Source organism: Microvirga sp. ACRRW (assembly GCF_022346925.1).
In the GTDB taxonomy this organism is placed as follows: domain Bacteria; phylum Pseudomonadota; class Alphaproteobacteria; order Rhizobiales; family Beijerinckiaceae; genus Microvirga.
On the sequence record NZ_JAKRNJ010000004.1, the window covers coordinates 124,785 to 147,006 of the forward strand.

Below are 22,222 nucleotides of genomic sequence, written 5' to 3' on the forward strand. Positions count from 1 at the left end.
ACAAATCATGCGTATTCTCGTTCTCGGCAGCGGCGTCGTCGGCGTCACGTCGGCCTATTATCTCGCCAAGCAAGGTCATGAGGTCACGGTGGTGGACCGGCAACCTGCCGCCGGCATGGAGACGAGCTTTGCCAACGCAGGACAGATCTCGCCGGGCTACTCCGCTCCATGGGCCGCACCAGGAATTCCGATCAAGGCCATGAAATGGCTGATGATGAAGCATCGCCCGCTGGTGCTCTGGCCGCGTCCCGAGATGCGCCTTTGGGGATGGCTTGCTCATATGCTGGCCAACTGCACCGAGGATGCTTATCGGCGCAACAAGAGCCGAATGGTCGCTCTCGCCGAGTACAGCCGGGATTGCCTGCGCGAGCTGCGACAGGAGACGGGTATCACCTACGACCACCGGGAGAAGGGACTCCTTCAACTCTTCCGCACACAAAAGCAACTTGATGGGATCGGCGAAGACACGACCGTTCTCGATGCCTATGGCGTTCCCTACGAGATCCTGGATCCAGCCGGATGCGTGAGCGTGGAACCGGCTCTGAATCTCGTCCAGAGCAAGGTGGCAGGCGGCTTGCGTCTTCTCGGTGACGAGACCGGGGACGCCTACCTGTTCACGCAGCGACTGGCCGTGATCGCTGAGCGGATGGGAGTGCGATTCCGCTATGGAACAACCATCCAGAAGCTGCTCATCGAAGGCGAGCGGATCTCCGGCGTGCTGGTGAACGGTGGAGAGGTCCTCAGGGCCGATACCTATGTGGCGGCCATGGGCAGCTACACTCCCCAACTGCTCAAGCCACTGGGGATCCATCTGCCGGTCTATCCGGTAAAGGGCTATTCCCTGACGATGCCCATCGTGAACCCCGATGCGGCACCCGTCTCGACGGTGATGGACGAGACCTACAAGGTCGGAATCACGCGCCTGGGCGACCGTATCCGCATCGGCGGCACAGCAGAGCTGGCCGGCTTCAGCCAGCGCCTCAGGACGCCGCGGAGAGCGACGCTGGAGCACTCCGTCACCGACCTGTTCCCGCAAGGTGGCGACGTCAGGCAGGCCAGTTTTTGGACGGGCCTAAGGCCGATGACGCCGGACGGTACGCCAGTGGTGGGCTCAACGCGTTACGGGAACCTCTATACGAATACTGGTCACGGCACATTAGGATGGACAATGGCCTGCGGCTCCGGCCGCCTGCTCGCCGACCTGATCTCCGGCAGGGCTCCAGAGATTTCTCACTCGGATCTCACAGGCGACAGATATCGGAAAGAGTGGCGCTTCCATCCTGCATAACGTGCGAGGGGCTCAACCTCAGAACCCTGCTCCACCCATCTGACTTCCCTGTTTAGCTAAACTCTTTCCCTGTTATCTTGCATAGCTTTGACAAGCCAAGATACTAATCTTGTTATGCAATTCCAAAGCAATGCTTGGTAGAGTCTGAGCCAAATGAACGAACTTCCCAGTATTTTGGCTGAGAACAGGGAACGCGACTGGAGACAGGTTCGCAGGTGACTACCTCCACCGCCATTATCTAATCCATCGCGAACGATCAGTTTCAGATTTCGCGCCAAGCCCGCGAGCGCACGAAATGCCGGCGTGTTCGCAGGGCAGAGGCACAACCGCCACGCGTTGTTCGGCCGGGTTGCACCTTTAGAACAAGCCTGTCCCTGACACCGATCAGCTGCGAGTAGCCCCCGAGTTTAGGGCTTGGAATATCTGACATCGGGAAGTCGTCCAAATCTGTGAAATGATGTGCGCGGCGCTGCTCCTTGCCATCTTCACAGGAGATGCAGCATTGGCAGCTCTCACCCACGCAGCCGATGTCCACTATGTCACCGAGCTTGAGCTTGGTTATTTCACTGCCGACCGGGCGCACGTATTCAACGATATTCGTGGCCAGATACGCAGAGGTAAGCGGTGCTGCTCCATTTCGCGTGGACCTAAAGTATCGTGCGTATAAGCGGCCCAGGTTTTGCGCGTGAACAATGCTCTTGTTCAGAGAGAGAGCATGGGATGGAGACGCTCAAGTCCCCTTGCACGTGTGCCGTCTCAAGGATCCGAACGGCGGTGTCCGATCCCTTGTGGAAAGGCGAATATCTCACGACGAGACGTACCTCATTCGGGTAGCCCGCCATGATCTGCTTCACGATGGGATAGAAAGCGCGGCATGCTCGCAGGGCGGATCGAAATGACGCTCGCTGATAGCTGCGACATTCCGTGCAAGCAACAAGGCAGGCAAATCCTGGAACGAACCGGGGTGCGACTTGTTAACTCTCGTTTAACTTTCGCCTTGAGATTGCCCAATCCGCCATGTCAGGTTTGATGAACAAATCCTTAACGACATCGCGGTGGGGGCAATGCGGCATCCTTTCTTCGGGCTTCTGAACGTTCGGCCTTTTTCCAAGGTCGTCGGCTGTTTCAGCCTTGCCGTTCTCGCACTCGCTGCAAGCCCCAGCGTTCAGGCCCAAACCGTCGCTGCCCTTCCCGGTCTCTCGAATCCTGTCGCCCAAGTCGGCGTCGCCAAGCCGATCATGGGTTGGGTTCGCTTCTGCGAGCAGAATCCAGCCGAGTGCAGTGTCGATACTTCCGAGCCCGCCAGCATCCAACTGACCGCGAAAGACTGGCAAACGCTCCAGCGCGTCAACCGTCAGGTGAACGCCGGCGTCAAAGCCAAGACGGATAAAGACCATTGGGGCGTCGAGGATCGCTGGGATTTCGCCGAGGACGGCTACGGCGATTGCGAGGATTACCAGCTCCTGAAACGCAGGAAGCTGGTCGAGGCGGGCTTTCCCCGTCGCGCCTTGCGGATGACCGTCGTGATCGACGAGGAAGGCGCAGGCCACGCGGTCATGATGGTGCGCACCAACCGCGGCGACTTCATTCTCGACAACAAGAGAAACATCATTCTGCCCTGGCACAAGACAGGCTACACTTACATCAAGCGTGAAGGCGACGATGGTGCTACATGGGCCTCCCTCGGCGGTCAGGTGTCGCCGACCATGACGGCGAACCAGTAAGCGTCGGCACGAACGGCGCGCCATGCGTTCCCGCTAGAAGATGAGCCAGCGCGGCACCGTGCTGCGATATCGACCATAGTCCGCGCCGTGCATACGCAGCAGATGTTCTTCCTCCATGCGGATCTGCACTGAGAATGCGATCCAGGCCGTAGCGAGGAGTGCCGCCGTGACAGCCGTTGGAGCTGTGAGGAACGCACCGAGGATGACCGCCATCATGCCGAGGAATGTCGGGTTTCGCGACCATGCGAACAGGCCCGTCGTGACGAGCCCGGTCTGTTCCGCGTCGAGACCGATACGCCATGCAAGACCCATCCGCACTTGAGCGGCGACGATCACGATGCTGCCCGCTGCCATGATGATCAACCCACCCCAGCCGACGGCGGGTTGGACCAAGACTGAAATTTCACCCACCATTCTGTCGGCCTCGGGCCATGCCATCCGCACGAGAAGGAAGATAAACAGGATCGCGCCGCCGACACGATAAACCCGTCCCACGAAATCGTGGGCACTGTCGCTTGCGCCGAACTTGTTCGGCGAATGTGCGAGATGCTTCTCGACCCGGCGTGTCAGCAGCGCGAAGATCACACCAAGAGTAACGAGCTGCAAAACGGGAAGAATGGCGGGTGGCATCATGCTGCCTCAGAGCGTCGCCACGCTCCGATGGCGAAGCTGCCGGCCACGAGCCAAAGCGCGCCGAACGTGATGGCGATATCGGCTCCGTTGAAGGCGGGCCAGTGGTATCCGGCCGCATGAAGGTCGATGAAATCCGTCACCATACCGTCCTTGACGCGATCAATCAGATTGCCGAGCGCGCCGGCCAGAATGAGCGCAAGTGCCGCACTCTCACTCCGGCTCCGTGTCGTGAGGCTCCACACCGCCACGCCAATGGAGATGATTGCGCTCACGCCGATCAACACGAATACGCCCCATGTCTCGTCAGCCGGCAAGAGACCGAAGCTAATGCCTCGGTTGAAGCCGAGCCTTAAGTTGGCGAACGGTAGGATGTCATAAACCTCGCCCGGCACCAAGAATGACCGGGCAAGAGCTTTGGTGGCCTGATCGAGCAGCACGACGGGCAGCGTTACGGCAAGGAGACGGCGGATCCTTCTCACCAATGTCATCACGTCCGCCCGCCTGCTGCGAGCAGGCGCATGGCATTGGCCGTGACCAGCACTGTGGCACCCGTATCGGCCAGGATCGCGGGCCAGAGGCCCGTGATGCCGAGAATGGTCGTGACCAGGAATACGGCCTTGAGACCGAGCGCGATGGTGATGTTCTGGCGGATATTGGCCATGGTATCGCGCGACAGGCGGATCATGCGGGCGATGTCGAGCACGCGTCCGTGCAGCACGGCGGCATCGGCAGTCTCAAGCGCCACGTCCGTACCGCCGCCCATGGCAATGCCGATATCGGCTGCGGCAAGCGCAGGCGCATCGTTGATGCCGTCGCCCACCTTGGCGACCTTCTCGCCCTTGGCCTGAAGTTCGCGCACGATCTTTTGCTTGTCTTGTGGCAACAGCTCGGCATGCGGCTCAATGCCGAGCCCGGCAGCGATGGCGGCGGCCGTGCGGCTGTTGTCGCCGGTCAGCATCACGGCGCCAACACCTGCCTGCTTCAGCGCGTCGAGACCTTCCTTGGCATCGTCGCGCGGCTCGTCGCGCATGGCGATCAAGCCGGCGACCTGATCGCCTGCCAGCAGCACGGAAACCGTCTTGCCTTCGTCGTTCAACGCGGTGATGCGCGCCGTCTGTTCCGCGGTCAGCGCCACCCAATCAGCAACAGCCTTGGGCGAGCCGAGAAAGAGCGCCACACCACCGACTCGGCCTCTCACGCCTTTGCCACCGACTGCGCCTGCATCCGCAGCAGGCGGGACAGGAACATTCGCTTCCGCAGCCTTGGCCAGGATGGCGGCGGCAAGCGGATGGCTCGATCCGGTCTCGAGTGCGGCTGCCAGCGACAGCACCTCGCGCTCGGAGCGTGCAACCGAAATCACGTCCGTCACCTTCGGCTTGCCCTCAGTGAGCGTCCCGGTCTTGTCGAGGGCCGCTACCGTAATCTTGCCGAGGTTCTCCAGCACAGCACCGCCCTTCATCAGCAGGCCACGCCGCGCACCCGCCGACAGGCCGGCGGCAATGGCGGCAGGCGTCGAGATGACGAGCGCGCAGGGGCAACCGATCAACAGGATCGCCAGACCCTTGTAGATCCATTCACCCCAGAGTTCGCCCAGAAGCAGCGGCGGCACGATGGCGGTCAGCGCGCCGACGACGAGGACGGCAGGCGTGTAATAGCGCGAAAAGCGGTCGATGAAGCGCTCGGTCGGCGCCTTGCTCTCCTGCGCTTCCTCGACGAGGCGCACGATGCGCGCGATGGTGTTGTCCTGCGCCGCCGCCGTGACGCGTATGCGCAGCGCTCCGTCGGCGTTGATCGTGCCGGCGAAGACGGTGTCCTCCGGTTCCTTGCGCTTGGGCGTGCTCTCGCCCGTCACTGGAGCCTCGTCGATAGCGCTCTCACCCTCGACGATAACACCATCGGCGGGAATGCGATCACCGGGCCGCACGAGGATAATGGAGCCCACCGTGAGGCTCTCGGCCTGGACCTCCTCGGTCTTGCCGTCCCGCTCAAGCAAAGCGGTTTTGGGCACCAGCTTGGTCAGGTTCTGGATGCTGGCCCGCGCACGGCCTGCGGCGACACCTTCCAGAAGCTCGCCGACGAGGAACAGGAAGACGACCGCTGCCGCCTCCTCGGTCGCGCCGATGATCACCGCGCCGACAGCGGCAATCGTCATCAGCATCTCGATGGAGAACGGCGTGCCGAAGCGCGCCGCCACAATGGCGCGTCGGGCAATCGGCACGAGGCCCACGCCCATGGCGGCGATGAAGGCCCAGCGCTCCGTTTCGGGCGCGATCTGCCCAATGACATAGGCTGCGACCAAAGCCAGGCCGCAGGAAACCGTGAGAATCCCGCGCGAACTCTTCCACCAGGGGCCTTCGCTCGGACCATGATCGTGCAGATGGCCATGCAGGCTGGCGGTCGCCTCGTCTTCGTGAGCGTGCTCGCCATGATCATGCTGGTGCGCCCCAAGTTGGGAAGCCGATGCATCCGCCGGTCCTTGGCCTGTCACCTTGAAACCGAGCGTACCGATCTGCTTGGCAAGCGCGGTCGTGATCACCGTGTCGTCATGAGCGACGGTTACCGTTCCGGCCGAAACCGAAACGTTCACCTCCGCCACCCCCGGCACACGCCGCAGGGCATTGTCGATCTTGGTCGCGCACGAGGCGCAATCCATGCCGGACACCCGGTAGCGGGTGCGCTGTCCCTTTGAAAGCTCGGCTGTGGGTTGATCCTCGGAGCCACTGGGCAGATCGCAAGCGCTACGCATCGCAAAACCTCTTCACATCGATTCGCGCAGACCTTACATGCTCTAGCGGCTAGAGGTTCAAGAGGTTTTTGCGATGGAACTCGCGATTGGCGAACTGTCCCGGCAAACGGGGGTGAAGGTACCCACCATCCGCTACTATGAGCAGATCGGCCTTCTGGCCGCGCCGACTCGGACAGAAGGGCAACAGCGGCGGTATGGGTCGAGCGATGTCCGCCGGCTCAATTTCATCCGCCATGCCAGGGAACTGGGCTTCGAAGTCGAGGCGATCCGGCAGTTGCTCAACCTGACCGGCGATCCAGGTCGGGCCTGCGGCGAAGTTCACGAAATCACCAAAGCACACCTCGACGAGGTCAACGACAAGATTGCCCGCCTCACGGCACTACGCGACGAACTTGAGACCATGGTCGCCTGCGATCATCGTAGGATCTCGGAGTGCCGGATCATCGAAGTGCTGGCCGACCACGAGAAGTGTCAACACCATCAGCACTAAGTCCATAAACAGCGGCCAGTTACCCCAGACATATGGGCTTGAGTTTTCAAATCACACGCCCTCTTCCGCGTTCGAGGATTCTCCGCTTGCGCAGATATGATCCCTGTTATTCGAGCTTGGATTCTAATACCGATGCCATAGACCGTTTCATCACAGATTGATTATTACATCCCGGCTCGTGCTAGGATTTTCTCGAATTCTTTTACTGGAAGCAAAGAGCCACCCGTCGTCCACACGATGCAGGCCGAGGGAAGCTGAGCCCCCTGCGCTTTCAGTCCTCTGAGATAGGAAGCGACAGACGCAAACCCGGAAGCAGCGGAAGGCTCCAGCTTCATTCCTGCTTCTTCGAACAAAGTTTTAACCCAGAAGAACAAGCTGTCGTCGGAGACAGTCGCTACCGCATGGACCAGAGGCTGCATGGCGCGGGCAACCAACATGGAAGCCTGAGGAACGGCAAGTCCGTCAGCGGCGGTTTTATTGTCAAGGCCGAAATCGTAGACGCTGACCGAGCGCTCGATCCCTGAGGCGAGTTGCACGAGCATGCAGGGAGAGGCGACAGGTTCGACGAAGACACATTGAACAGCATCGCCGAAAATCGCCTTGAGCCCGAATGCCACCCCACCCGGTGCTCCTCCCACGCCGCAGGGGAGAAAAACGGCGAATGGGCTCCTCTCTGAGACCTCGATGCCTGCATTCTTGATCTGAGAGGCGAGATCGAGCGCTGCGGCCGAGTAGCCGAAGAACAGGAGGCGTGAGTTCTCATCGTCGATGAAATGGCAGAAGCCACGCTTCGAAGCAGAGTGACGCGCTCCGGCCACGGCTACCGAATAATCGGCCTCGTGCTCAACGACTTGAACACCGATCCTGCGCAGTCGCTCTTTCTTCCATTCCTTTGCATCGCTCGACATATGCACTTCGACATTGAAGCCGAGAGCACGGCCGATCATGCCGACGCTGAAACCGAGATTTCCGGTGCTCCCGACCAAGAGCGTGTGCTGTGCGAACAGCGATCTTGCCGCTTCGTCCGCCAGAATACTGTAGCCGATTCCGGGGCCAACGATCCTCTCCCGAAGCGCCAGCTCTTCCGCATAGACGAGCACCTCATAGACGCCGCCACGCGCCTTGATGGTCCCTGTCAGGGGCAGAGCATGATCTGCCTTCACAAGCACGGTCTGCGGCAAGTTCTCCGTGACGCGCATGGACAACTCGGACGATAAGGGCAGCAGAGGCGAGTCGATGCGCCCCTCGACTTCGCCGACATCCGGAAAGAGCCGAGACAGCAAGGGAGCGAAGCGGCGCCAGCGATCGGCGGCTTCCATGACCTCGGAGACTTGAAGCTCGTTTCCTTCGAGAGCCCGTAATGCCGGGAGCAAGTGGGGATTGAACCAAACCGTAGGCTCGCTGACGCGAACCTGGTCCGGAACCTCTCCACCATGAAATTCCTTCACGTTCTGATACCGAGAATGGGGCATGCTTTTCATCAAGTTTCGATTGTCGTCATTCACGAATTGGCAATTTTGCCGGAACGAGCAAATCCGTGCTCCCGAGATGAGGGACGCGCGGCATATTCGTTATTGCGGGCCATGACGTGGCATGCCGCGAAATGCCCGGAGCGAAATTCCTGAACTTGCGGAGCCTCGCGCCGGCATCGGTCTTCAGCAAGAGCACATCTTGGATGGAAAGCGCAGCCCGAGGGGGGCGCGATAGGGCTCGGAACCTCACCACGCAGGGGCTCGATGATCCGTCGCTTTCTCGGATCAGGCAGAGGTACGGCTGCTAGCAGCGCCTGCGTATACGGGTGGATCGGGGAACGGAAGATATCCGCCGTTTCTCCGATCTCGACGATGCGCCCGAGATACATGACGGCGACGCGGTGGCTGATCTGCTGCACGACCGCGAGATCGTGAGCGATAAACAAGTAGGACAGTCCGTATTCCTGCTGCAGATGATCTAGCAGGTTGACGATCTGAGCCTGCACTGAAACATCGAGAGCGGAGAGCGGTTCATCACCGACGATGAGAGACGGTTCGACGGCCAACGCGCGAGCGATGCCGAGGCGCTGCCGTTGCCCACCAGAAAATTCATGCGGATAGCGGTGAAGATGCGTGCGGCTTAACCCGACTTTTTCGAGAAGTGCAATGATCCTGTTCTCCCGGTCGGCTCCATGGACTATGTCGAAATTTCCGAGTGGCTCGCCGATAATCTGACCCGCTGTCATGCGCGGATTCAAGGAAGCATAAGGGTCCTGAAACACCATCTGGATTTTGCGCCGGTAGGGCTTGAGCTCTCGCCGAGAAAGAGAGGCAATGTCGATGCCATCGACGCGGATCGAGCCAGAGCTGGGCCTCACCAGCCGCATGATCGAGCGGCCGACGGTGGTCTTCCCGCAGCCGCTTTCGCCAACAAGCGCAAGTGTTTCACCGCGCCGAACATGAAAGGACACGCCGTTGACCGCATGCACATGCTGCCTGGCCTTGAACAGACTTTTCTTGACGGGGTAGCGCACGATCAGGTCGTCGACCTGCAGGAGCGGCGGCGATGACAAGGCTTCAGACAATGGCCTGCTCCTTTTCCTGTTTTGATGTCGCATCAATCACAGCCCAGCATGCCACCTTATGGGTTGGGCTGACAGTCTCGAGCACAGGAACCGACTGACGGCATTCGTCGCGTGCCAACGTGCATCTCGGCGCAAAGGTGCATCCCGACGGCCGGCCCCCTACAGGCGGAACCGATCCCGGAATACCCTCCAGCTTCTGCCGCTCGTCATCGATGGAAAGCTTCGGAATGGAAGCGAGCAAGCCACGCGTATAAGGATGGCGCGGATTTTCGAAAAGCTCGTAGACGGAGGCATCCTCCACGACACGTCCGGCATACATGACGACGACGCGGTCGGCTGTTTGAGCAACGACAGCCAAGTCATGTGTGATCAGCAAGATAGCCGTTCCGACGCGATGCTTGAGGTCCGCCATCAGCTTCAGGATCTGTGCCTGGATGGTCACGTCAAGAGCGGTTGTCGGCTCGTCGGCTACGAGAATTTTTGGTCCGCATGCGAGCGCCATGGCGATCATCGCACGCTGCCGCATGCCGCCGGAAAGCTGATGCGGATATTCACTCGCGCGCCGCTCGGGCTCGGGAATCTCGACCAGCCGTAGCAGCTCGACCGCACGCTCCCAGGCAGCTGAGCGATTGAGCCGCTTATGCAACATCAATGGCTCGACAATCTGGTGACCAATCGTCAGAACCGGGTTCAGGGCCGTCATCGGCTCCTGGAAGATCATGGCGATGTCATTGCCGCGAATCCCTCGCATCTCGTCTTCGGTCAATGTCAGGATATCGCGGCCGCTCAAGCGGATCGATCCACCGGTGATCCGAGCAGGCGGGCTCGGCGCGAGGCGCAGGAGAGAGAGGGCGCCGATTGTCTTGCCACATCCGCTTTCTCCGACGATGGCGAGGGTTTCTCCCGATTTCAGCGTGTAGGAGAGCCCGTCCAGGACGGGAGCGATGCCGTCAATGGTTTCGAACTGGACCTGAAGGTCACTGACTTCGAGCACCGTTTCCGGCAAGGCCGGCGTGAGAACTGACGGGTTCATGAGCGCCCCTTCATCTGGCGGGCGAGGCGCGGATCGAGAAGATCTCGCAGACCGTCACCGAGAAGATTGACGGAAAGCACGGTGAGTCCGAGCAGGAGGCCGGGATAGAGGAGGATCCAAAAGGCCAGACGAATGTAGTTACGGGCTTCCGCGATGAGGTTGCCCCAGCTTGGAATTTCCGGCGGCGTGCCTGCCCCCAGAAAGCTCAAGTAAGCCTCAACGATGATGGCGGAGGCGCAAATGAAGGTTGCCTGCACGGTGAGCGGAGCCGCCGTGTTCGGCAGAATGTGACGGATCAGGATACGCCAAACCGGCGTTCCCGTGACGATAGCAGCATCCACATAAGGTTGCTCCCTGATCATGAGAACGATGGATCTGACGAGGCGCGCCGTTCGTGGCACTTCCGGGATCACGATGGCCACAATGACCGTCGCGAGGCTCGCTTTCGAGAGTGTCGTCATGGCGATTGCGAGGAGAATGCCCGGGATCGACATCAACCCGGTCATGATGAGCATCAGAACATTGTCCACGGCGCGGAAATAGCCACTTACCAAGCCGATTGCGAGCCCGACGAGAGTAGCGGCAATGGCTACGCTGAAGCCGACCATCAACGATGCACGCCCGCCATAGAGAGTCCGGGTAAATACGTCTCGGCCGAGGGCGTCGGTGCCGAGGAAGTGTTCGCTCGATGGCGGCTTCAGACGGTTCAGGGGATTCATCTGCAACGGGTCGTGCGATGTCAGCACGGGCGCGAACACGGTCAGGACAAGGATGATGGAAAAGAGCGCCGCGCCAAAGGCGATACGAGGATGACGCTGCAGCCAACGGCCAATCCTCTTTCGGGACGATGCCGCCCCTGATGGAACTGCTTCGGCGGGATCGCTTGAGATCAGAATTTTTGTGCTGCTCATCTTAATCGTTCCGCCCAAGCTTCATGAAGATGCATCCACCACGTTCAATATTTGATCCGCGGATCGACCAGACGATATGTGAGATCGATGAGAAGATTGATGATCACGTATACGAATGAGAAAAAGAGAATGACTCCCTGAATGATGGGATAGTCGCGTCTCAGGATTGCGTCGACGGTCAGGCGCCCGATTCCGGGAATGGCAAAGACGCTCTCGACGACCACAACACCGCTGATGAGCAGAATGAGGCCGATGCCGATGGTCGTGATGATGGGCACGGCGGCGTTCTTCAAAGCATGAAGAAACAGAACTTTGCCCGTGCCGAGTCCCTTGGCGCGAGCTGTACGGATGTAGTCCTGATGCAATACCTCCAGCATGGCGGATCGGCTCATGCGGGCAAGAAGAGAAGCATAGACCATACCGAGGCTGATCGCCGGCAAGATCATGTGGGAGAGAAAGGGCCCGATGCCGTCCGAAATGCTGCGAAAACCCTGAACGGGCAGAAGGCGCCACTGGACTGAGAAATTGTAGATAAGAATATAGCCGGTGATGAAGATCGGCATCGAGAAGAACAGGATCGCAAGGAACATCAATGTCCAATCGACCCAGGTACCTTCCTTCCAGGCCGCGATGACGCCTGTCGGCACTGCGATGACGATTGCAATCGATAATGTGAGGAGAGCGAGCGAGACGGTCGGCTCGAGGCGTTGCACGATCAATTCCGTAACGGGCTTACCTGAATAGATCGAATGGCCGAGATCCCCGCTAAGAATATTGAGAAGCCAGGTTACGAATTGCTTCAGCAGCGGCTGGTCGAGACCGAGGGTCGTGCGGATTCGTTCGATCTCGGCGGCTGTCGCCTGCTCACCCGCAATGATCGTTGCAGGATCTCCCGGCGTCAGGTGCAGCAGAAGAAAGACGATCGTTGCCACGACTGCCATGACAGGAACAGCCGACAGAGTACGGGTGACGACATAGCCAAGCATGGAAGATTCCTGACTCTCTGGACAACGGGGAGAGCTTCTGCCCTCCCCGTCGCGCGCGACTTACTCTTTGGCGATGGAGATGCCGTAGAACACACCGATGCCGGACGGTTGAACGCCCTTGAGCTCATTGCGGTAGGCGGCAAGAACAGGCATCTGGCCGTAGGGCACATAAGGCAGGACCTTATATGCAACCTCGTTCAGCTTATCGGCCAAGCGCTTCTGATCGTCGCGCGTGCCGGCCGACTGGAACTGATCGATCAGGCCCTGCAGTTCCTTATCGCAGGGCCAGCCCGCTGCCGTTCCCACCTCGCAGGAAGATTGCAGATAGGTATGGGTCAGCGGCGAGCCGAAACCGCTCGTAAAGCCGGTCGTCAGGAAAAGGCTCCAACCTCCCTCCTCAGTAGGCCCCTTGTTGGTGCGGCGGGACGTCAAGGTTCCCCAGTCCATGGCTTGAGCTTCGACATTGAGTCCGGCCGAACGAAGTGCCTGAACCAATGCCTCGGTGGGATTGCTCAAAACCGGAACGTCGGTGGGCTGCAAGACGACTATCTTCTCGCCTTTGTACCCTGCGCTTGCAAAAAGCTCCTTGGCTTCCGCCACGTTCTGCTTCTTGAAGGCCTCAGCACCGCGTTCTGTCGAAAGAGGGGTGCCGCAGCCGAGGAACGAGTAGCATGCAGTGAAATAGTTCTGCGGAACGCCTCCTGCCGCGCCGAGCACCGCTTGATCGACCAGCTTCGCGAGGCCGAGGCGAGCTTTGGGATCGTTGAAAGGCTTCTGCACGTGGTTGGGACGGATCATGCCGCTTTGCCCGAGCGGATCGATTCGAAGCACCGTCAGATCGGGCTCCTTCTCGAGCATGGGAACGAGATCCATCAGCGGATTGTCGAGATAATGGATCTCTCCGTTCTGAAGGGCTGCGATGGCGGTGTTTGGATCGGAAATCGTGATCCACTCGACTTTGTCGACCTTCGGAACCTTCGCGCCTGCAAGACCATCCTGCGGGTCGGAGCGCGGCACATAATTCGGGTTCTTGCGGAATACGACTTTGTTGCCCGGCCGCCATTCCTCATCGACAAAGATGAAAGGACCTGACCCGACGACCTTTCCCTTAGCCTGCGAAGGCGCGGTTTCAGCAAAGGCTTTCTGATAGATGAAGGGTGTATAGGCTGAGGTCTTAGCGAAGGCGTCGAGAACGAGGGGGAATGGCTTACTGAGGACGAGCTTGAACGTCTTCTGATCGACCGGCTCGAAGCTGGTCGCCGCACCCATGAGAGCCTTGCCCAGCGAGTCGACCTTGGCCCAGCGCTTGATCGAGGCAACCGCATCATCGGCAGTCACAGGAGTTCCATCATGCCATTTGAGACCGTCGCGCAAGGTGAAGGTCCAGGTGAGGCCATCGGCGCTTTTCTCATACCGATCGACCATCTGCGGCTTGGGCTCGCCCTTGCTGTCAATACCAAAGAGCGTGTCATAGACCATGAAGCCGAAATTGCTCGTGATGGTCGATGCCGTGAAGGTGGGATCGGTGATGGCAAGGTCGGTGAACATCACCGCCTTCAGGGTCGCTTCATCCGCGGCCAGGCTTGGCCCTGCGATGCCAAGCCCAAACCCTATCGTGGCGGCGGCGAGTGCCCGCCGAGAAAAGCCGAAATCCAATCGCATGCTCATGTGGTCCCTCTGATGTTTTTTCTGCTTCGTCCTTTGTTGAAGGCCCGACTCTTGCGCGGTCGGGTTGGATCGCCCGTTTCTTTTTTTGATTAGCCCCAGTGGCCCCTACGGTCTTCAGCTCTTATAATCGGGCTCTTCGCGGTCGAGCACGCGGCGCCATGCATCGAGATGCATCCGCGAGTCGAGGTAATCGCCGAAAGACCCTGGCCAGTTCAGCTGCATGTCATCGGCCTGCTGCAGAAGCGGTTGTCCCGTCTGCATGGCGAGCATCTGGTACATGCAGGTCCGCTCGGCCATGTAGAGTTCATCGAAGGCATCGCTGATCCGGGGACCAACAATCGTGACGCCGTGCCCGGCCATGATGAGGATGCTCTTGTTTCCAAGAGCTTCGGCGATGCGCTGTCCTTCGGCCGGACCGAAATGGATGCCATGATGGCCATCGTCATACGCAGTGCGTCCATTCAGGAAGAGATTGTTCTGATGCGCCAAGGCAAAGCGCCCGCCCTTGATCAGGGAAAAGGCAGTAAGATAGGGCGGATGAACATGCAGAACGCACGCCGCTTGTGGATGCAGCTTGTGGACTTCCGCGTGAATATTGAAAGCGATCCGCCGCACCTCTCCCTTGCCACGCACCTTATTTCCCGCCAGATCGCAGACGATCAGGTCGCTCGCACGAATCTCCCGATAAAGCATGCCGCGCGGATTGATGAGGAACTGATTCGTTCCAGGCAGCATCATGCTGTGATGATTGCCAATCTGCTCATTCCAGTTATTGCGCGCGAAGATACGGAATGTCGCCGCCAGATCGCAGCGCAGTTCCCATTCCTCGGCTTCGCTTAGCGGCTCTGCGGGTTGGGAGATCGAAGACAAAGAATTCACGATGATGTCTCCTCAAGAGAAGATGCTGCGGTTTCGGGACGCCCTTCCGGCACGCCGGGATGCGTATTGCAGACTACGACGATAACCCACGCATCCTCGTCCCCGACCGAAACATATGCGTGGCCCATGGTGCTATCGAGATAGGCGGACGCGCCTTGAGGCATCAGGAAGGGCTCATAGAATTCCGTGTGAACTTCCACGACACCCGAAATCACGTAGACAAATTCTTCGCTCTGGTGGCGAACCAGGGGACCGAACTCCTCGATGCTGCGCGCCTTGATGCGTGAGAGCGCAGGCGTCATCAGCTTCGATCGCAGATCTGCACAAAGATAGTGGTCGATGTAATTGTCGCTCTCGAAAGCCCGGCCTTCGCCTGGCATCGTCAGGCTGCGTCGCCCTGTCGGGCGTCCGGAAAGAAACGACGGCGTGGCATCGCGTGCCTGATGAGAGAAGAGCTCGGCAACATCGACATCGAGACCATCGGCAAGGGTCATCAGCTTATCGTAGCTCAAGGTAAGCTGGTCGTTTTCCACCTTGGACAGCGTAGAGACAGGCACCCCGGAGCGCTCGCTCACCTGTTGCAGGGTCCAGCCGCGCTGCTGGCGAAGGTAGCGCAGGATTTCACTCAGTTTGGGTTTCTGCTCAGACACTGAGAACTCCTTCTTGCCGAGACATGCTGACATCAAATCTATTCTCCAACAAGAAAAAAGTTGCCAGTCAGAAAAAAGATGTCAGATTGGCAAATACGGGAGCGAGGACGGCACATATGAAAATCTTCGTTGCGACCCTAGGAACCGAGACCAATTCGTTCTCGCCCCTTCCCACGGGCCTGCGAGCCTTTGAGGAGACAGCTCTGCTTCGTGGGGATGTGAGAAGCGAGCCTGAGACCTTTATCAACATCGCGAACAAAACATGGCTGGCCCTCGCCGAGGCCGATGGCCACGAAGTCGTCCAAAGCCTGATCGCTTTTGCACAGCCGGGCGGGCGGACGGTCCGCAACGTCTATGAGGCGCTGCGTGACGAGATCTTGCGTGACCTAAAGGCTGCCGGGCAGGTTGACCTCGTTCTGCTGTTCCTCCATGGGGCGATGATGGCGGATGGCTACGATGATTGCGAAAGCGACATTCTGGAGCGTGTCCGCGAGGTGGCAGGTCACGAGGCAGTAATCGGCGCCGAGATCGATCTGCATTGCCATCTGTCTGAGCGGCCGCTCGCGTTCGCCGACGCCATCGTTCTGTTCAAGGAATATCCGCATACGGATGTGGCCGAGCGGGCCAGGGAGCTTTACCGGATCTGTCGCGACACGAAACGCGGTCTCGTCCGTCCAACCATGGCGCTTCATGATTGCCGGATGATCGGTTTCTGGCGGACGAGCCAGCCGCATGTCAGACAGCTCGTCGAGCGCATGGTCGAGATGGAACGGCAGCCGGGCGTGCTGTCCGTCTCCTTCGCTCACGGCTTTCCTTATGGCGACACGGACCGGATCGGCGCAAAGACGCTGGCGGTCACGGATGGCGACCCGATCCTCGCGCGCAACCTTGCGCAGGAACTCGGTCGGGCCGTCTGGAACATGCGCAACCGTATTGGAGAGGAATACTGCAGCATCGACGATGCACTCGACCGCGCACAGGCTGGCACAGAGGGCCCCTATGTGCTTGCCGATACCGCGGACAATGCAGGTGGCGGCGCCCCCAGCGACAGCACCTTCGTCCTGCAACGTATCCTCGACCGCGGGATCACCGATGTGGCGGCTGGTTGCTACTGGGATATCGGGGCCGTTAGGATCTGCATGGAAGCCGGCCCAGGATCCGTGCTCGATCTCCGGTTCGGAGGCAAGTGCAGTCCCATGTCTGGAGATCCCATTGATTTGCGGGTTACCGTCAAGGCTTGCATTCCCAGCCTTTGGCAGACGGGATTGGATGGGCTGCGTGCGCATGTGGGACAAGCCGTGCGCGTCGAGGCTGAGGGCGGTATCGACATTGTGCTCAACACTGTCCGAACACAAGTTTATGGCCCGGATGTGTTCACCCAGCTCGGGATCGATATCCTCGCGAAAAAGATCGTTCTATTGAAATCGACCCAGCACTTTTATGCGGCTTTCGCGCCTATCGCGAAGGAGGTGCTTTATCTCGACGCTGAGGGTACGCTGGTGCGCGATGTGCGGAAGCTGCCGTATCAGCATATAACACGGCCCCTCTGGCCTCTCGTGGAGAATCCGTTCTCTGATCAGCACGACACTGAGAGAACGACAGCCGCCTGAAATCCGCTTCCCTTTGACACTTTCTATCTTGAAGAACGGCAAGGACCGATCATGAAGCCACAACCTGACAGCCTTCGCACCAAGCGCCTCGTTCTGCGCCGCTGGCGCGATGGCGATATGGATGCGTTTCGCGCGATCAACACCGATCCGGAAGTCGCACGCTACTTTCCGACATGTCCGACACCGGAAGAAAGCGATGATCTCGTTCGCAGATTGACCGCTTTTACGCAGAGCGCGGGCATTGGCCCATGGGCAGTGGAGGTTCCGGGTGAAGCAGCATTTATCGGCTTCATCGGATGCTGGCCCACGAGGCCGCAATTACACTTCGCACCGGCCATCGAAATTGGATGGCGCATCGACAAACGATTCTGGGGCCGGGGCTACGCGCCGGAAGGGGCACAGGCCGCGATTCAAGATGCGTTCGAGCGTCTGGATGTGCCTGAGGTCGTGGCTTACACGACAGTCGCCAACGAAGCCTCACGGCGAGTGATGGAAAAGGTCGGCATGACGCGGGATCCTGCGGATGATTTCGATCACTTTCTCTTCCCTCAAAGCCACCCTTTGGTTCGCCATGTGGTGTATCGCATCGGCAATCCGTTATCTCTACAATAGATAGATTCTCTCTCTCACAGCCTTCAGTGATCTCCGCTCTTCAACAAGAAGCATCTCTGTCAGACACACCCTCGCGCCCAATCAGAGGCTTACCAACTCCAACTGTGCTTATATTCTCCGCATAGTCCTCATTGCGGGCAGACTTGTCGACCGATGCTGAATCCTTACAGGCCCGAGGATCTTGATTTGAATCAATGCGGCGTATGAATGAGCCAATCATCATTTGGCCAGGCTCGCTGAACCCGTTCTCGGCTGTCTTGTCGGACCGCCGCACATTCTAACAGCATTTCGTCCCATTTTCGCGTATTATGAGAGGCAAGCGAGCTTTTCACGAGCCGACCAATGGCGGAGGGCTCCATGACCATCAGTGATGAGCGTTTGCTTTTTTCAAGTGAGCGGAGCGGATATCGGATCTACGAGCCGGACATCCTTCCGCGACTTCAGTCACTGCTCGCGACCTTGGCCGATCTGGATGTTGTCCATGCGAGCAATGTTTCGACGATTGAAGGCCGGCAGACGGACATTGCCAGCAAGCAGCGAGTGATCGCCGATCTCCGGCAATCCCATCGCGAGCGGTGTTTGCCCTACATCCTGGAAATTGAAGCACTAAGGGCGCGGATGGATGCCGCGTTTGGCTGAGGCGGTGCCATGAAGGCCATGGTCCTCCATAACGTGCGTACGCCTTTGATCTTTGAGCGACGCCCCCTGCCAATGCCTGGCGCAGGCGAGATGAGGGTTGCCGTGGAAGCCTGCGCCGTATGCCGGACCGACCTCCACGTTGTCGACGGAGATCTGCCGCATCCCAGGCTTCCCGTCATCCCGGGCCATGAGATCGTGGGGCGGGTGGACGCACTCGGATCAGGTGTCCGCGGCCGAGAGCTCGGCGAGCGCGTGGGCATCCCCTGGCTCGGCCATACATGCGGGCGCTGCCCGTATTGCGTTTCGGGACGCGAGAACCTCTGCGATGAGCCGTTGTTTACCGGCTACACTCGTGATGGCGGCTTTGCCTCGCACGTGATCGCCGACGCGGCCTATTGTTTCAGCATGCCGGATGACGGCGATCCTGTTTCACTGGCTCCTCTGCTCTGCGCAGGAGTGATCGGCTGGCGCTCGCTGGTGGCTGCGGGCTCCGGCATGAGAATCGGTATCTATGGCTTCGGTGCTGCGGCTCACATCATCGCGCAAGTCTGCATCCGGCAGGGACGGCTCATCTTCGCGTTCACTCGGCCGGGCGATGGTGCGGCTCAGGAATTCGCCCGCTCCCTTGGAGCCGTCTGGGCAGGAGGCTCGGACGAGACACCGCCTAAGCGCCTCGACGCGGCGATCATCTTCGCGCCCGTGGGCGACCTCGTTCCTGTCGCCTTACGGGCCGTACGCAAGGGCGGCCGTGTCGTCTGCGGAGGCATCCATATGAGCGACATTCCGGGCTTTCCATATCAGCTTCTCTGGGAGGAGCGGCAGATCGTCTCCGTCGCCAACCTAACCCGTCAGGATGCTTTTGATTTCCTGGCCATTGTTCCTGAGGCCCAGATCAGAACTCAGACGAAGCACTATCCATTGGAGGCCGCCAACGAAGCCTTGGATGACCTTCGATCAGGTCGGCTCCAGGGAGCTGCGGTCCTGGTCCCCTAAGGCAAGGCAGGAACAGAAGTTGTTGCATTGAGAAACCGAACTCAGCGGGAGGAAATCATGCTCGAAAACATTCACAGCATCCTGATTGGGATCACGGAGGAAGGCGATGCGGAGGAACATTCGTCTGCCCTGACCTACGGGCTCTCACTCGCCAGGCAGGCGAGCGCCCATGTCACCGTCCAGGCGGCCTCGCTGAAACTGACTGTGACGCATGCCTTTATCAGCGCCTTTGCCGAAGGCCTCGTGGCAGCCGAGAACCACCGGCTGGATGTGCTGGCCCGTTCAGTAGCCGACTCGTCCCAACGCGCCGCAGCGGCATCCGGCCTGGCATGCACCGTGCAGGCCCCGCATCTTGCCTATCCTGAACTTATCAAGAGCTTTGCATCTCTTGCGCGCACCCATGATTTCACGATCCTGGACTCGGAACCGATTTCCCTCGCTATCGATCGGGGATTGATCGAGGCCGTGCTCATGGGCAGTGGCCGGCCTCTCATCGTCGTGCCACAGGGTCGAGAGACTTTTGTCGGAAACAGGATCGTCATAGCATGGGATGGCAGCGCCAAGGCGGCGCGTGCCCTCAATGATGCCCTGCCGTTCCTGCGGGCGGCCGACCAGGTCGAGCTGGTCAGCGTCTCGGGCGAGAAAGATCTGGCTCACACCGTGCCCGGCGCGGAGATTGCGCCGCATCTCAGTCGCCATGGCGTGACGGTCACTACCCTGGCCTTGCCGGCCATAGATGGCGATGTCGCAGAAACCTTGCGCAACCACGCCCACCTGACACGTGCCAACATGATCGTGATGGGAGCCTATGTCCATTCGCGCCTGCGCGAAAGAATACTCGGCGGCACGACCCAATCCCTCCTCAAGAACGCGCCGGTGCCTCTGTTTCTCTCCTATTGAACAGGAGAAGCAAACTGGCCGAAAAGCACTCTGCTGCAGGCACTAATTGCGGGCACGATCTCTCAGGGCATTCTTGATGCGGCGGATGATGACGCCTTTCGCTTTCCTGTCAGCTGCCGCCGCAATGGCATCGTTGATGTCGATCAGCAGTTCAGCGTACTCGTTGTGCCAGTCGCGGTGTCCGGCGCTCGCGGGCCGCACGCGCTCCTCAGGACGTTCAACCCGGGTCGCTGCATCGCCCGCCAGATCATAGATGTCGTCGATCTCTGGAATGATTGCGGTGGGTGCTCGGTCAAGATCTGCAAGGGACGCTTGCAGCGCCTTGAGCGGCGCATCCTCCCCATGGACCAGAAAGATTCCGCGCCGGACCGGAAGGCGCTTCGCAAGCCAGGCCTTTAACTCCGGTCCGTCCGCATGTCCTGAATAGAGGTCGAGCGTCCGCATACGGGCACGGACCTTCACCTCTTCACCTTGGATCCGAACCTTCGACGCGCCATCCTGAAGGATCCGACCAAGCGTTCCCTGGGCCTGAAAGCCGACGAAGAGAACGGTGGCCTCGTCCCGCCAGAGCCATGCCTTCAGGTGATGCCGGATGCGGCCCGCCTCGCACATGCCGCTGGCCGCGATGATGATGTGGAAGCTGTGTATGCGGTCGATCGCCTTGCTCTGTTCAACCGTCTCCGTGAAGCGGACCCACCGGGACTCGAGCGCTTGGACGAGATCGGATCCGTTTCTGAGTTCTCCGGCATGCTGCCTGAAGATCGCACTGGCCCTCGAGGCAAGTGGGGAGTCGATGAAGATGGGGATGTCGGGCAGTTCGCCTGCTTCCATCAGCTCCATGAGATCGACGAGAAGTTCCTGTGTCCTCTCGACCGCAAATGATGGAATGAGCAACGCCCCACTCGGATGCATCGCCGTGCGGACCTCGTCGCGCAGCATCCGGCGGCGGCGCTCGATGGTCGTACCGGCCCGGTCCGTATCGCCATAGGTCGCCTCAAGGAGGGCATAATCAAGATCGCGGGGTCCATCCGGGTCCGGTTGCAGGAGCTTGTGGTCGGGTCCGATATCGCCCGAAAACAGAAGGCGCGTCGTCTTCTCATCGGCACCATGCTTCACCTCCATCTCAATGGAGGCCGAGCCCAAAAGATGACCTGCATTCCAGTATCTGGCGCGGAAGCCCGGAGCGACATCCTGCCATTGGCCATAAGCAACGCGCCGGAATTGTTTGAGGGAGGCGACGGCATCCTCTTGCGTGTAGATGGGAGAGACCGTCTCCAGACCCCGACGGCTGTTGCGTCGGTTGAGCTGATTGACTTCCATCTCCTGGATGTAGCCGGAGTCCGGGAGCATGATGGACGCAAGATCGGCCGTCCCGGTCGTCGCGTAGATCGGGCCGTCAAAGCCTGCCTTCACGAGCTTCGGCACGAGCCCGGAATGGTCGATATGAGCATGAGTAAGACACAGAGCATCGGCCCCTGCGGCGCGAAACGGAAAGTGCTGGTAATTAAGTTCCCTCTCCTCCTTCGATCCCTGAAACATGCCGCAATCGATCAGAACGCGGGCTGCTTCCGTTTCGAGCATGAAGCAGGAACCCGTCACGGTTCGGGCGGCGCCGTAAAAGGAGAGACGAAGCGACACGAGGACCTCCTGGTTACACAGAAGCTGAGGCTGCAAAAGAATCGCACCTTCGTACATTGTCGTCGAGCCGCCAGGTTTGATTCATGCCAAACCCATGGAACAGACGACCATAACCTCACAGGCCACGTCATCCAACGGCATCTGCCTCATCACGGGCAAGACCTACTCTCCGAAAGAGTTGATCCTCATCGATCGGTTGCATCCGTCCCTAGCGCACAGAATCCGGCAGGAGGCGAAGGACAGGCTGCACTGTTTCAACGACTGT

Annotated in this window: 20 protein-coding genes; 8 read left to right on the forward strand and 12 right to left on the reverse strand. The window is 59.6% G+C overall.

What is annotated here, in order from left to right:
• The first annotated feature begins 7 nt into the window (after nucleotides 1–7).
• On the forward strand, nucleotides 8–1,288 hold the full coding sequence (locus tag MHY87_RS10840; protein WP_239351689.1) for a D-amino acid dehydrogenase: 1,281 nt from the start codon (nucleotides 8–10) through the stop codon (nucleotides 1,286–1,288).
• A gap of 1,064 nt (nucleotides 1,289–2,352) precedes the next feature.
• The gene (locus MHY87_RS10845) at nucleotides 2,353–3,012 is read left to right on the forward strand and encodes a transglutaminase-like cysteine peptidase (RefSeq protein WP_239351690.1); all 660 of its coding nucleotides are present in this window, start codon (nucleotides 2,353–2,355) and stop codon (nucleotides 3,010–3,012) included.
• 33 nt (nucleotides 3,013–3,045) lie between these two features.
• Here MHY87_RS10845 and MHY87_RS10850 read toward each other — a convergent pair whose 3' ends face one another.
• Genes MHY87_RS10850 through MHY87_RS10860 form a run of 3 tightly spaced genes read right to left on the reverse strand, consistent with a single transcriptional unit; the run spans nucleotide 3,046 to nucleotide 6,391 of the window.
• Nucleotides 3,046–3,645, reverse strand: coding sequence for an isoprenylcysteine carboxylmethyltransferase family protein (locus MHY87_RS10850; protein WP_239351692.1), 600 nt, complete (start codon nucleotides 3,643–3,645; stop codon nucleotides 3,046–3,048).
• Nucleotides 3,642–4,133 carry a signal peptidase II gene (gene lspA, locus MHY87_RS10855; protein ID WP_239352259.1) on the reverse strand — a complete coding sequence of 164 codons (492 nt, stop codon included), beginning with the start codon at nucleotides 4,131–4,133 and terminating at the stop codon, nucleotides 3,642–3,644. Before lspA ends, MHY87_RS10850 begins: the two co-directional genes overlap by 4 nt.
• Entirely contained in the window at nucleotides 4,133–6,391 is a 2,259-nt protein-coding gene (locus tag MHY87_RS10860; RefSeq protein ID WP_239351694.1) for a heavy metal translocating P-type ATPase, read from the reverse strand. The genes lspA and MHY87_RS10860 overlap by 1 nt, the downstream gene beginning before the upstream one ends.
• Nucleotides 6,392–6,464: 73 nt before the next feature.
• Between MHY87_RS10860 and MHY87_RS10865 the strand changes: the two genes are divergently transcribed.
• The gene (locus tag MHY87_RS10865) at nucleotides 6,465–6,881 is read left to right on the forward strand and encodes a helix-turn-helix domain-containing protein (RefSeq protein WP_239351696.1); all 417 of its coding nucleotides are present in this window, start codon (nucleotides 6,465–6,467) and stop codon (nucleotides 6,879–6,881) included.
• 164 nt (nucleotides 6,882–7,045) lie between these two features.
• Here the strand turns inward: MHY87_RS10865 and MHY87_RS10870 are convergent, their stop codons facing one another.
• The 8 genes from MHY87_RS10870 to MHY87_RS10905 form a co-directional block, all read right to left on the reverse strand.
• Nucleotides 7,046–8,353 (reverse strand): D-serine ammonia-lyase, encoded by a 1,308-nt coding sequence (locus tag MHY87_RS10870; protein ID WP_239351698.1) that lies wholly within the window; start codon nucleotides 8,351–8,353, stop codon nucleotides 7,046–7,048.
• Between the two features lie 29 nt (nucleotides 8,354–8,382).
• Nucleotides 8,383–9,471 (reverse strand): ABC transporter ATP-binding protein, encoded by a 1,089-nt coding sequence (locus MHY87_RS10875; protein ID WP_370644891.1) that lies wholly within the window; start codon nucleotides 9,469–9,471, stop codon nucleotides 8,383–8,385.
• Nucleotides 9,431–10,471 carry an ABC transporter ATP-binding protein gene (locus MHY87_RS10880; RefSeq protein ID WP_239351702.1) on the reverse strand — a complete coding sequence of 347 codons (1,041 nt, stop codon included), beginning with the start codon at nucleotides 10,469–10,471 and terminating at the stop codon, nucleotides 9,431–9,433. Before MHY87_RS10880 ends, MHY87_RS10875 begins: the two co-directional genes overlap by 41 nt.
• Entirely contained in the window at nucleotides 10,468–11,382 is a 915-nt protein-coding gene (locus MHY87_RS10885) for an ABC transporter permease (protein ID WP_239351704.1), read from the reverse strand. The genes MHY87_RS10880 and MHY87_RS10885 overlap by 4 nt, the downstream gene beginning before the upstream one ends.
• A gap of 44 nt (nucleotides 11,383–11,426) precedes the next feature.
• Entirely contained in the window at nucleotides 11,427–12,368 is a 942-nt protein-coding gene (locus MHY87_RS10890; RefSeq protein WP_239351706.1) for an ABC transporter permease, read from the reverse strand.
• 60 nt (nucleotides 12,369–12,428) lie between these two features.
• Nucleotides 12,429–14,036 (reverse strand): ABC transporter substrate-binding protein, encoded by a 1,608-nt coding sequence (locus MHY87_RS10895; RefSeq protein WP_239351708.1) that lies wholly within the window; start codon nucleotides 14,034–14,036, stop codon nucleotides 12,429–12,431.
• A 114-nt stretch (nucleotides 14,037–14,150) separates the two neighbouring features.
• On the reverse strand, nucleotides 14,151–14,915 hold the full coding sequence (locus MHY87_RS10900; protein ID WP_239351710.1) for a class II aldolase/adducin family protein: 765 nt from the start codon (nucleotides 14,913–14,915) through the stop codon (nucleotides 14,151–14,153).
• Nucleotides 14,912–15,565: an XRE family transcriptional regulator gene (locus MHY87_RS10905; protein ID WP_239351711.1), complete on the reverse strand. Its 654-nt coding sequence runs from the start codon at nucleotides 15,563–15,565 to the stop codon at nucleotides 14,912–14,914. The genes MHY87_RS10900 and MHY87_RS10905 overlap by 4 nt, the downstream gene beginning before the upstream one ends.
• Before the next feature lie 116 nt (nucleotides 15,566–15,681).
• On the opposite strand from MHY87_RS10905, the gene MHY87_RS10910 reads away from it, so the two are divergent.
• The 5 genes from MHY87_RS10910 to MHY87_RS10930 all read left to right on the forward strand — a co-directional run bounded on the left by MHY87_RS10910 (nucleotide 15,682) and on the right by MHY87_RS10930 (nucleotide 20,319).
• Nucleotides 15,682–17,175 carry a M81 family metallopeptidase gene (locus MHY87_RS10910; protein WP_239351712.1) on the forward strand — a complete coding sequence of 498 codons (1,494 nt, stop codon included), beginning with the start codon at nucleotides 15,682–15,684 and terminating at the stop codon, nucleotides 17,173–17,175.
• A gap of 51 nt (nucleotides 17,176–17,226) precedes the next feature.
• A complete protein-coding gene (locus tag MHY87_RS10915; protein ID WP_255726529.1) occupies nucleotides 17,227–17,787 on the forward strand; it encodes a GNAT family N-acetyltransferase in 561 nt (186 codons plus the stop codon).
• Between the two features lie 357 nt (nucleotides 17,788–18,144).
• Nucleotides 18,145–18,426 carry a hypothetical protein gene (locus MHY87_RS10920; protein ID WP_239351714.1) on the forward strand — a complete coding sequence of 94 codons (282 nt, stop codon included), beginning with the start codon at nucleotides 18,145–18,147 and terminating at the stop codon, nucleotides 18,424–18,426.
• Between the two features lie 9 nt (nucleotides 18,427–18,435).
• Entirely contained in the window at nucleotides 18,436–19,419 is a 984-nt protein-coding gene (locus MHY87_RS10925; RefSeq protein ID WP_239351715.1) for a zinc-dependent alcohol dehydrogenase family protein, read from the forward strand.
• Nucleotides 19,420–19,476: 57 nt separating this feature from the next.
• Nucleotides 19,477–20,319, forward strand: coding sequence for a universal stress protein (locus tag MHY87_RS10930; RefSeq protein WP_239351716.1), 843 nt, complete (start codon nucleotides 19,477–19,479; stop codon nucleotides 20,317–20,319).
• A 42-nt stretch (nucleotides 20,320–20,361) separates the two neighbouring features.
• Here the strand turns inward: MHY87_RS10930 and MHY87_RS10935 are convergent, their stop codons facing one another.
• Nucleotides 20,362–21,957 carry an MBL fold metallo-hydrolase RNA specificity domain-containing protein gene (locus MHY87_RS10935; RefSeq protein ID WP_370644892.1) on the reverse strand — a complete coding sequence of 532 codons (1,596 nt, stop codon included), beginning with the start codon at nucleotides 21,955–21,957 and terminating at the stop codon, nucleotides 20,362–20,364.
• Nucleotides 21,958–22,222: the final 265 nt, after the last annotated feature.

Coding starts and splice junctions, on each gene's coding strand:
- MHY87_RS10840 (WP_239351689.1), top strand. CDS start 8: ATGCGTATTCTCGTTCTCGGCAGCGGCGTCGTCGGCGTCACGTCGGCC.
- MHY87_RS10845 (WP_239351690.1), top strand. CDS start 2,353: ATGCGGCATCCTTTCTTCGGGCTTCTGAACGTTCGGCCTTTTTCCAAG.
- MHY87_RS10850 (WP_239351692.1), bottom strand. CDS start 3,645: ATGATGCCACCCGCCATTCTTCCCGTTTTGCAGCTCGTTACTCTTGGT.
- lspA (WP_239352259.1), bottom strand. CDS start 4,133: ATGACATTGGTGAGAAGGATCCGCCGTCTCCTTGCCGTAACGCTGCCC.
- MHY87_RS10860 (WP_239351694.1), bottom strand. CDS start 6,391: ATGCGTAGCGCTTGCGATCTGCCCAGTGGCTCCGAGGATCAACCCACA.
- MHY87_RS10865 (WP_239351696.1), top strand. CDS start 6,465: ATGGAACTCGCGATTGGCGAACTGTCCCGGCAAACGGGGGTGAAGGTA.
- MHY87_RS10870 (WP_239351698.1), bottom strand. CDS start 8,353: ATGCCCCATTCTCGGTATCAGAACGTGAAGGAATTTCATGGTGGAGAG.
- MHY87_RS10875 (WP_370644891.1), bottom strand. CDS start 9,471: ATGCGACATCAAAACAGGAAAAGGAGCAGGCCATTGTCTGAAGCCTTG.
- MHY87_RS10880 (WP_239351702.1), bottom strand. CDS start 10,471: ATGAACCCGTCAGTTCTCACGCCGGCCTTGCCGGAAACGGTGCTCGAA.
- MHY87_RS10885 (WP_239351704.1), bottom strand. CDS start 11,382: ATGAGCAGCACAAAAATTCTGATCTCAAGCGATCCCGCCGAAGCAGTT.
- MHY87_RS10890 (WP_239351706.1), bottom strand. CDS start 12,368: ATGCTTGGCTATGTCGTCACCCGTACTCTGTCGGCTGTTCCTGTCATG.
- MHY87_RS10895 (WP_239351708.1), bottom strand. CDS start 14,036: ATGAGCATGCGATTGGATTTCGGCTTTTCTCGGCGGGCACTCGCCGCC.
- MHY87_RS10910 (WP_239351712.1), top strand. CDS start 15,682: ATGAAAATCTTCGTTGCGACCCTAGGAACCGAGACCAATTCGTTCTCG.
- MHY87_RS10915 (WP_255726529.1), top strand. CDS start 17,227: ATGAAGCCACAACCTGACAGCCTTCGCACCAAGCGCCTCGTTCTGCGC.
- MHY87_RS10920 (WP_239351714.1), top strand. CDS start 18,145: ATGACCATCAGTGATGAGCGTTTGCTTTTTTCAAGTGAGCGGAGCGGA.
- MHY87_RS10925 (WP_239351715.1), top strand. CDS start 18,436: ATGAAGGCCATGGTCCTCCATAACGTGCGTACGCCTTTGATCTTTGAG.
- MHY87_RS10930 (WP_239351716.1), top strand. CDS start 19,477: ATGCTCGAAAACATTCACAGCATCCTGATTGGGATCACGGAGGAAGGC.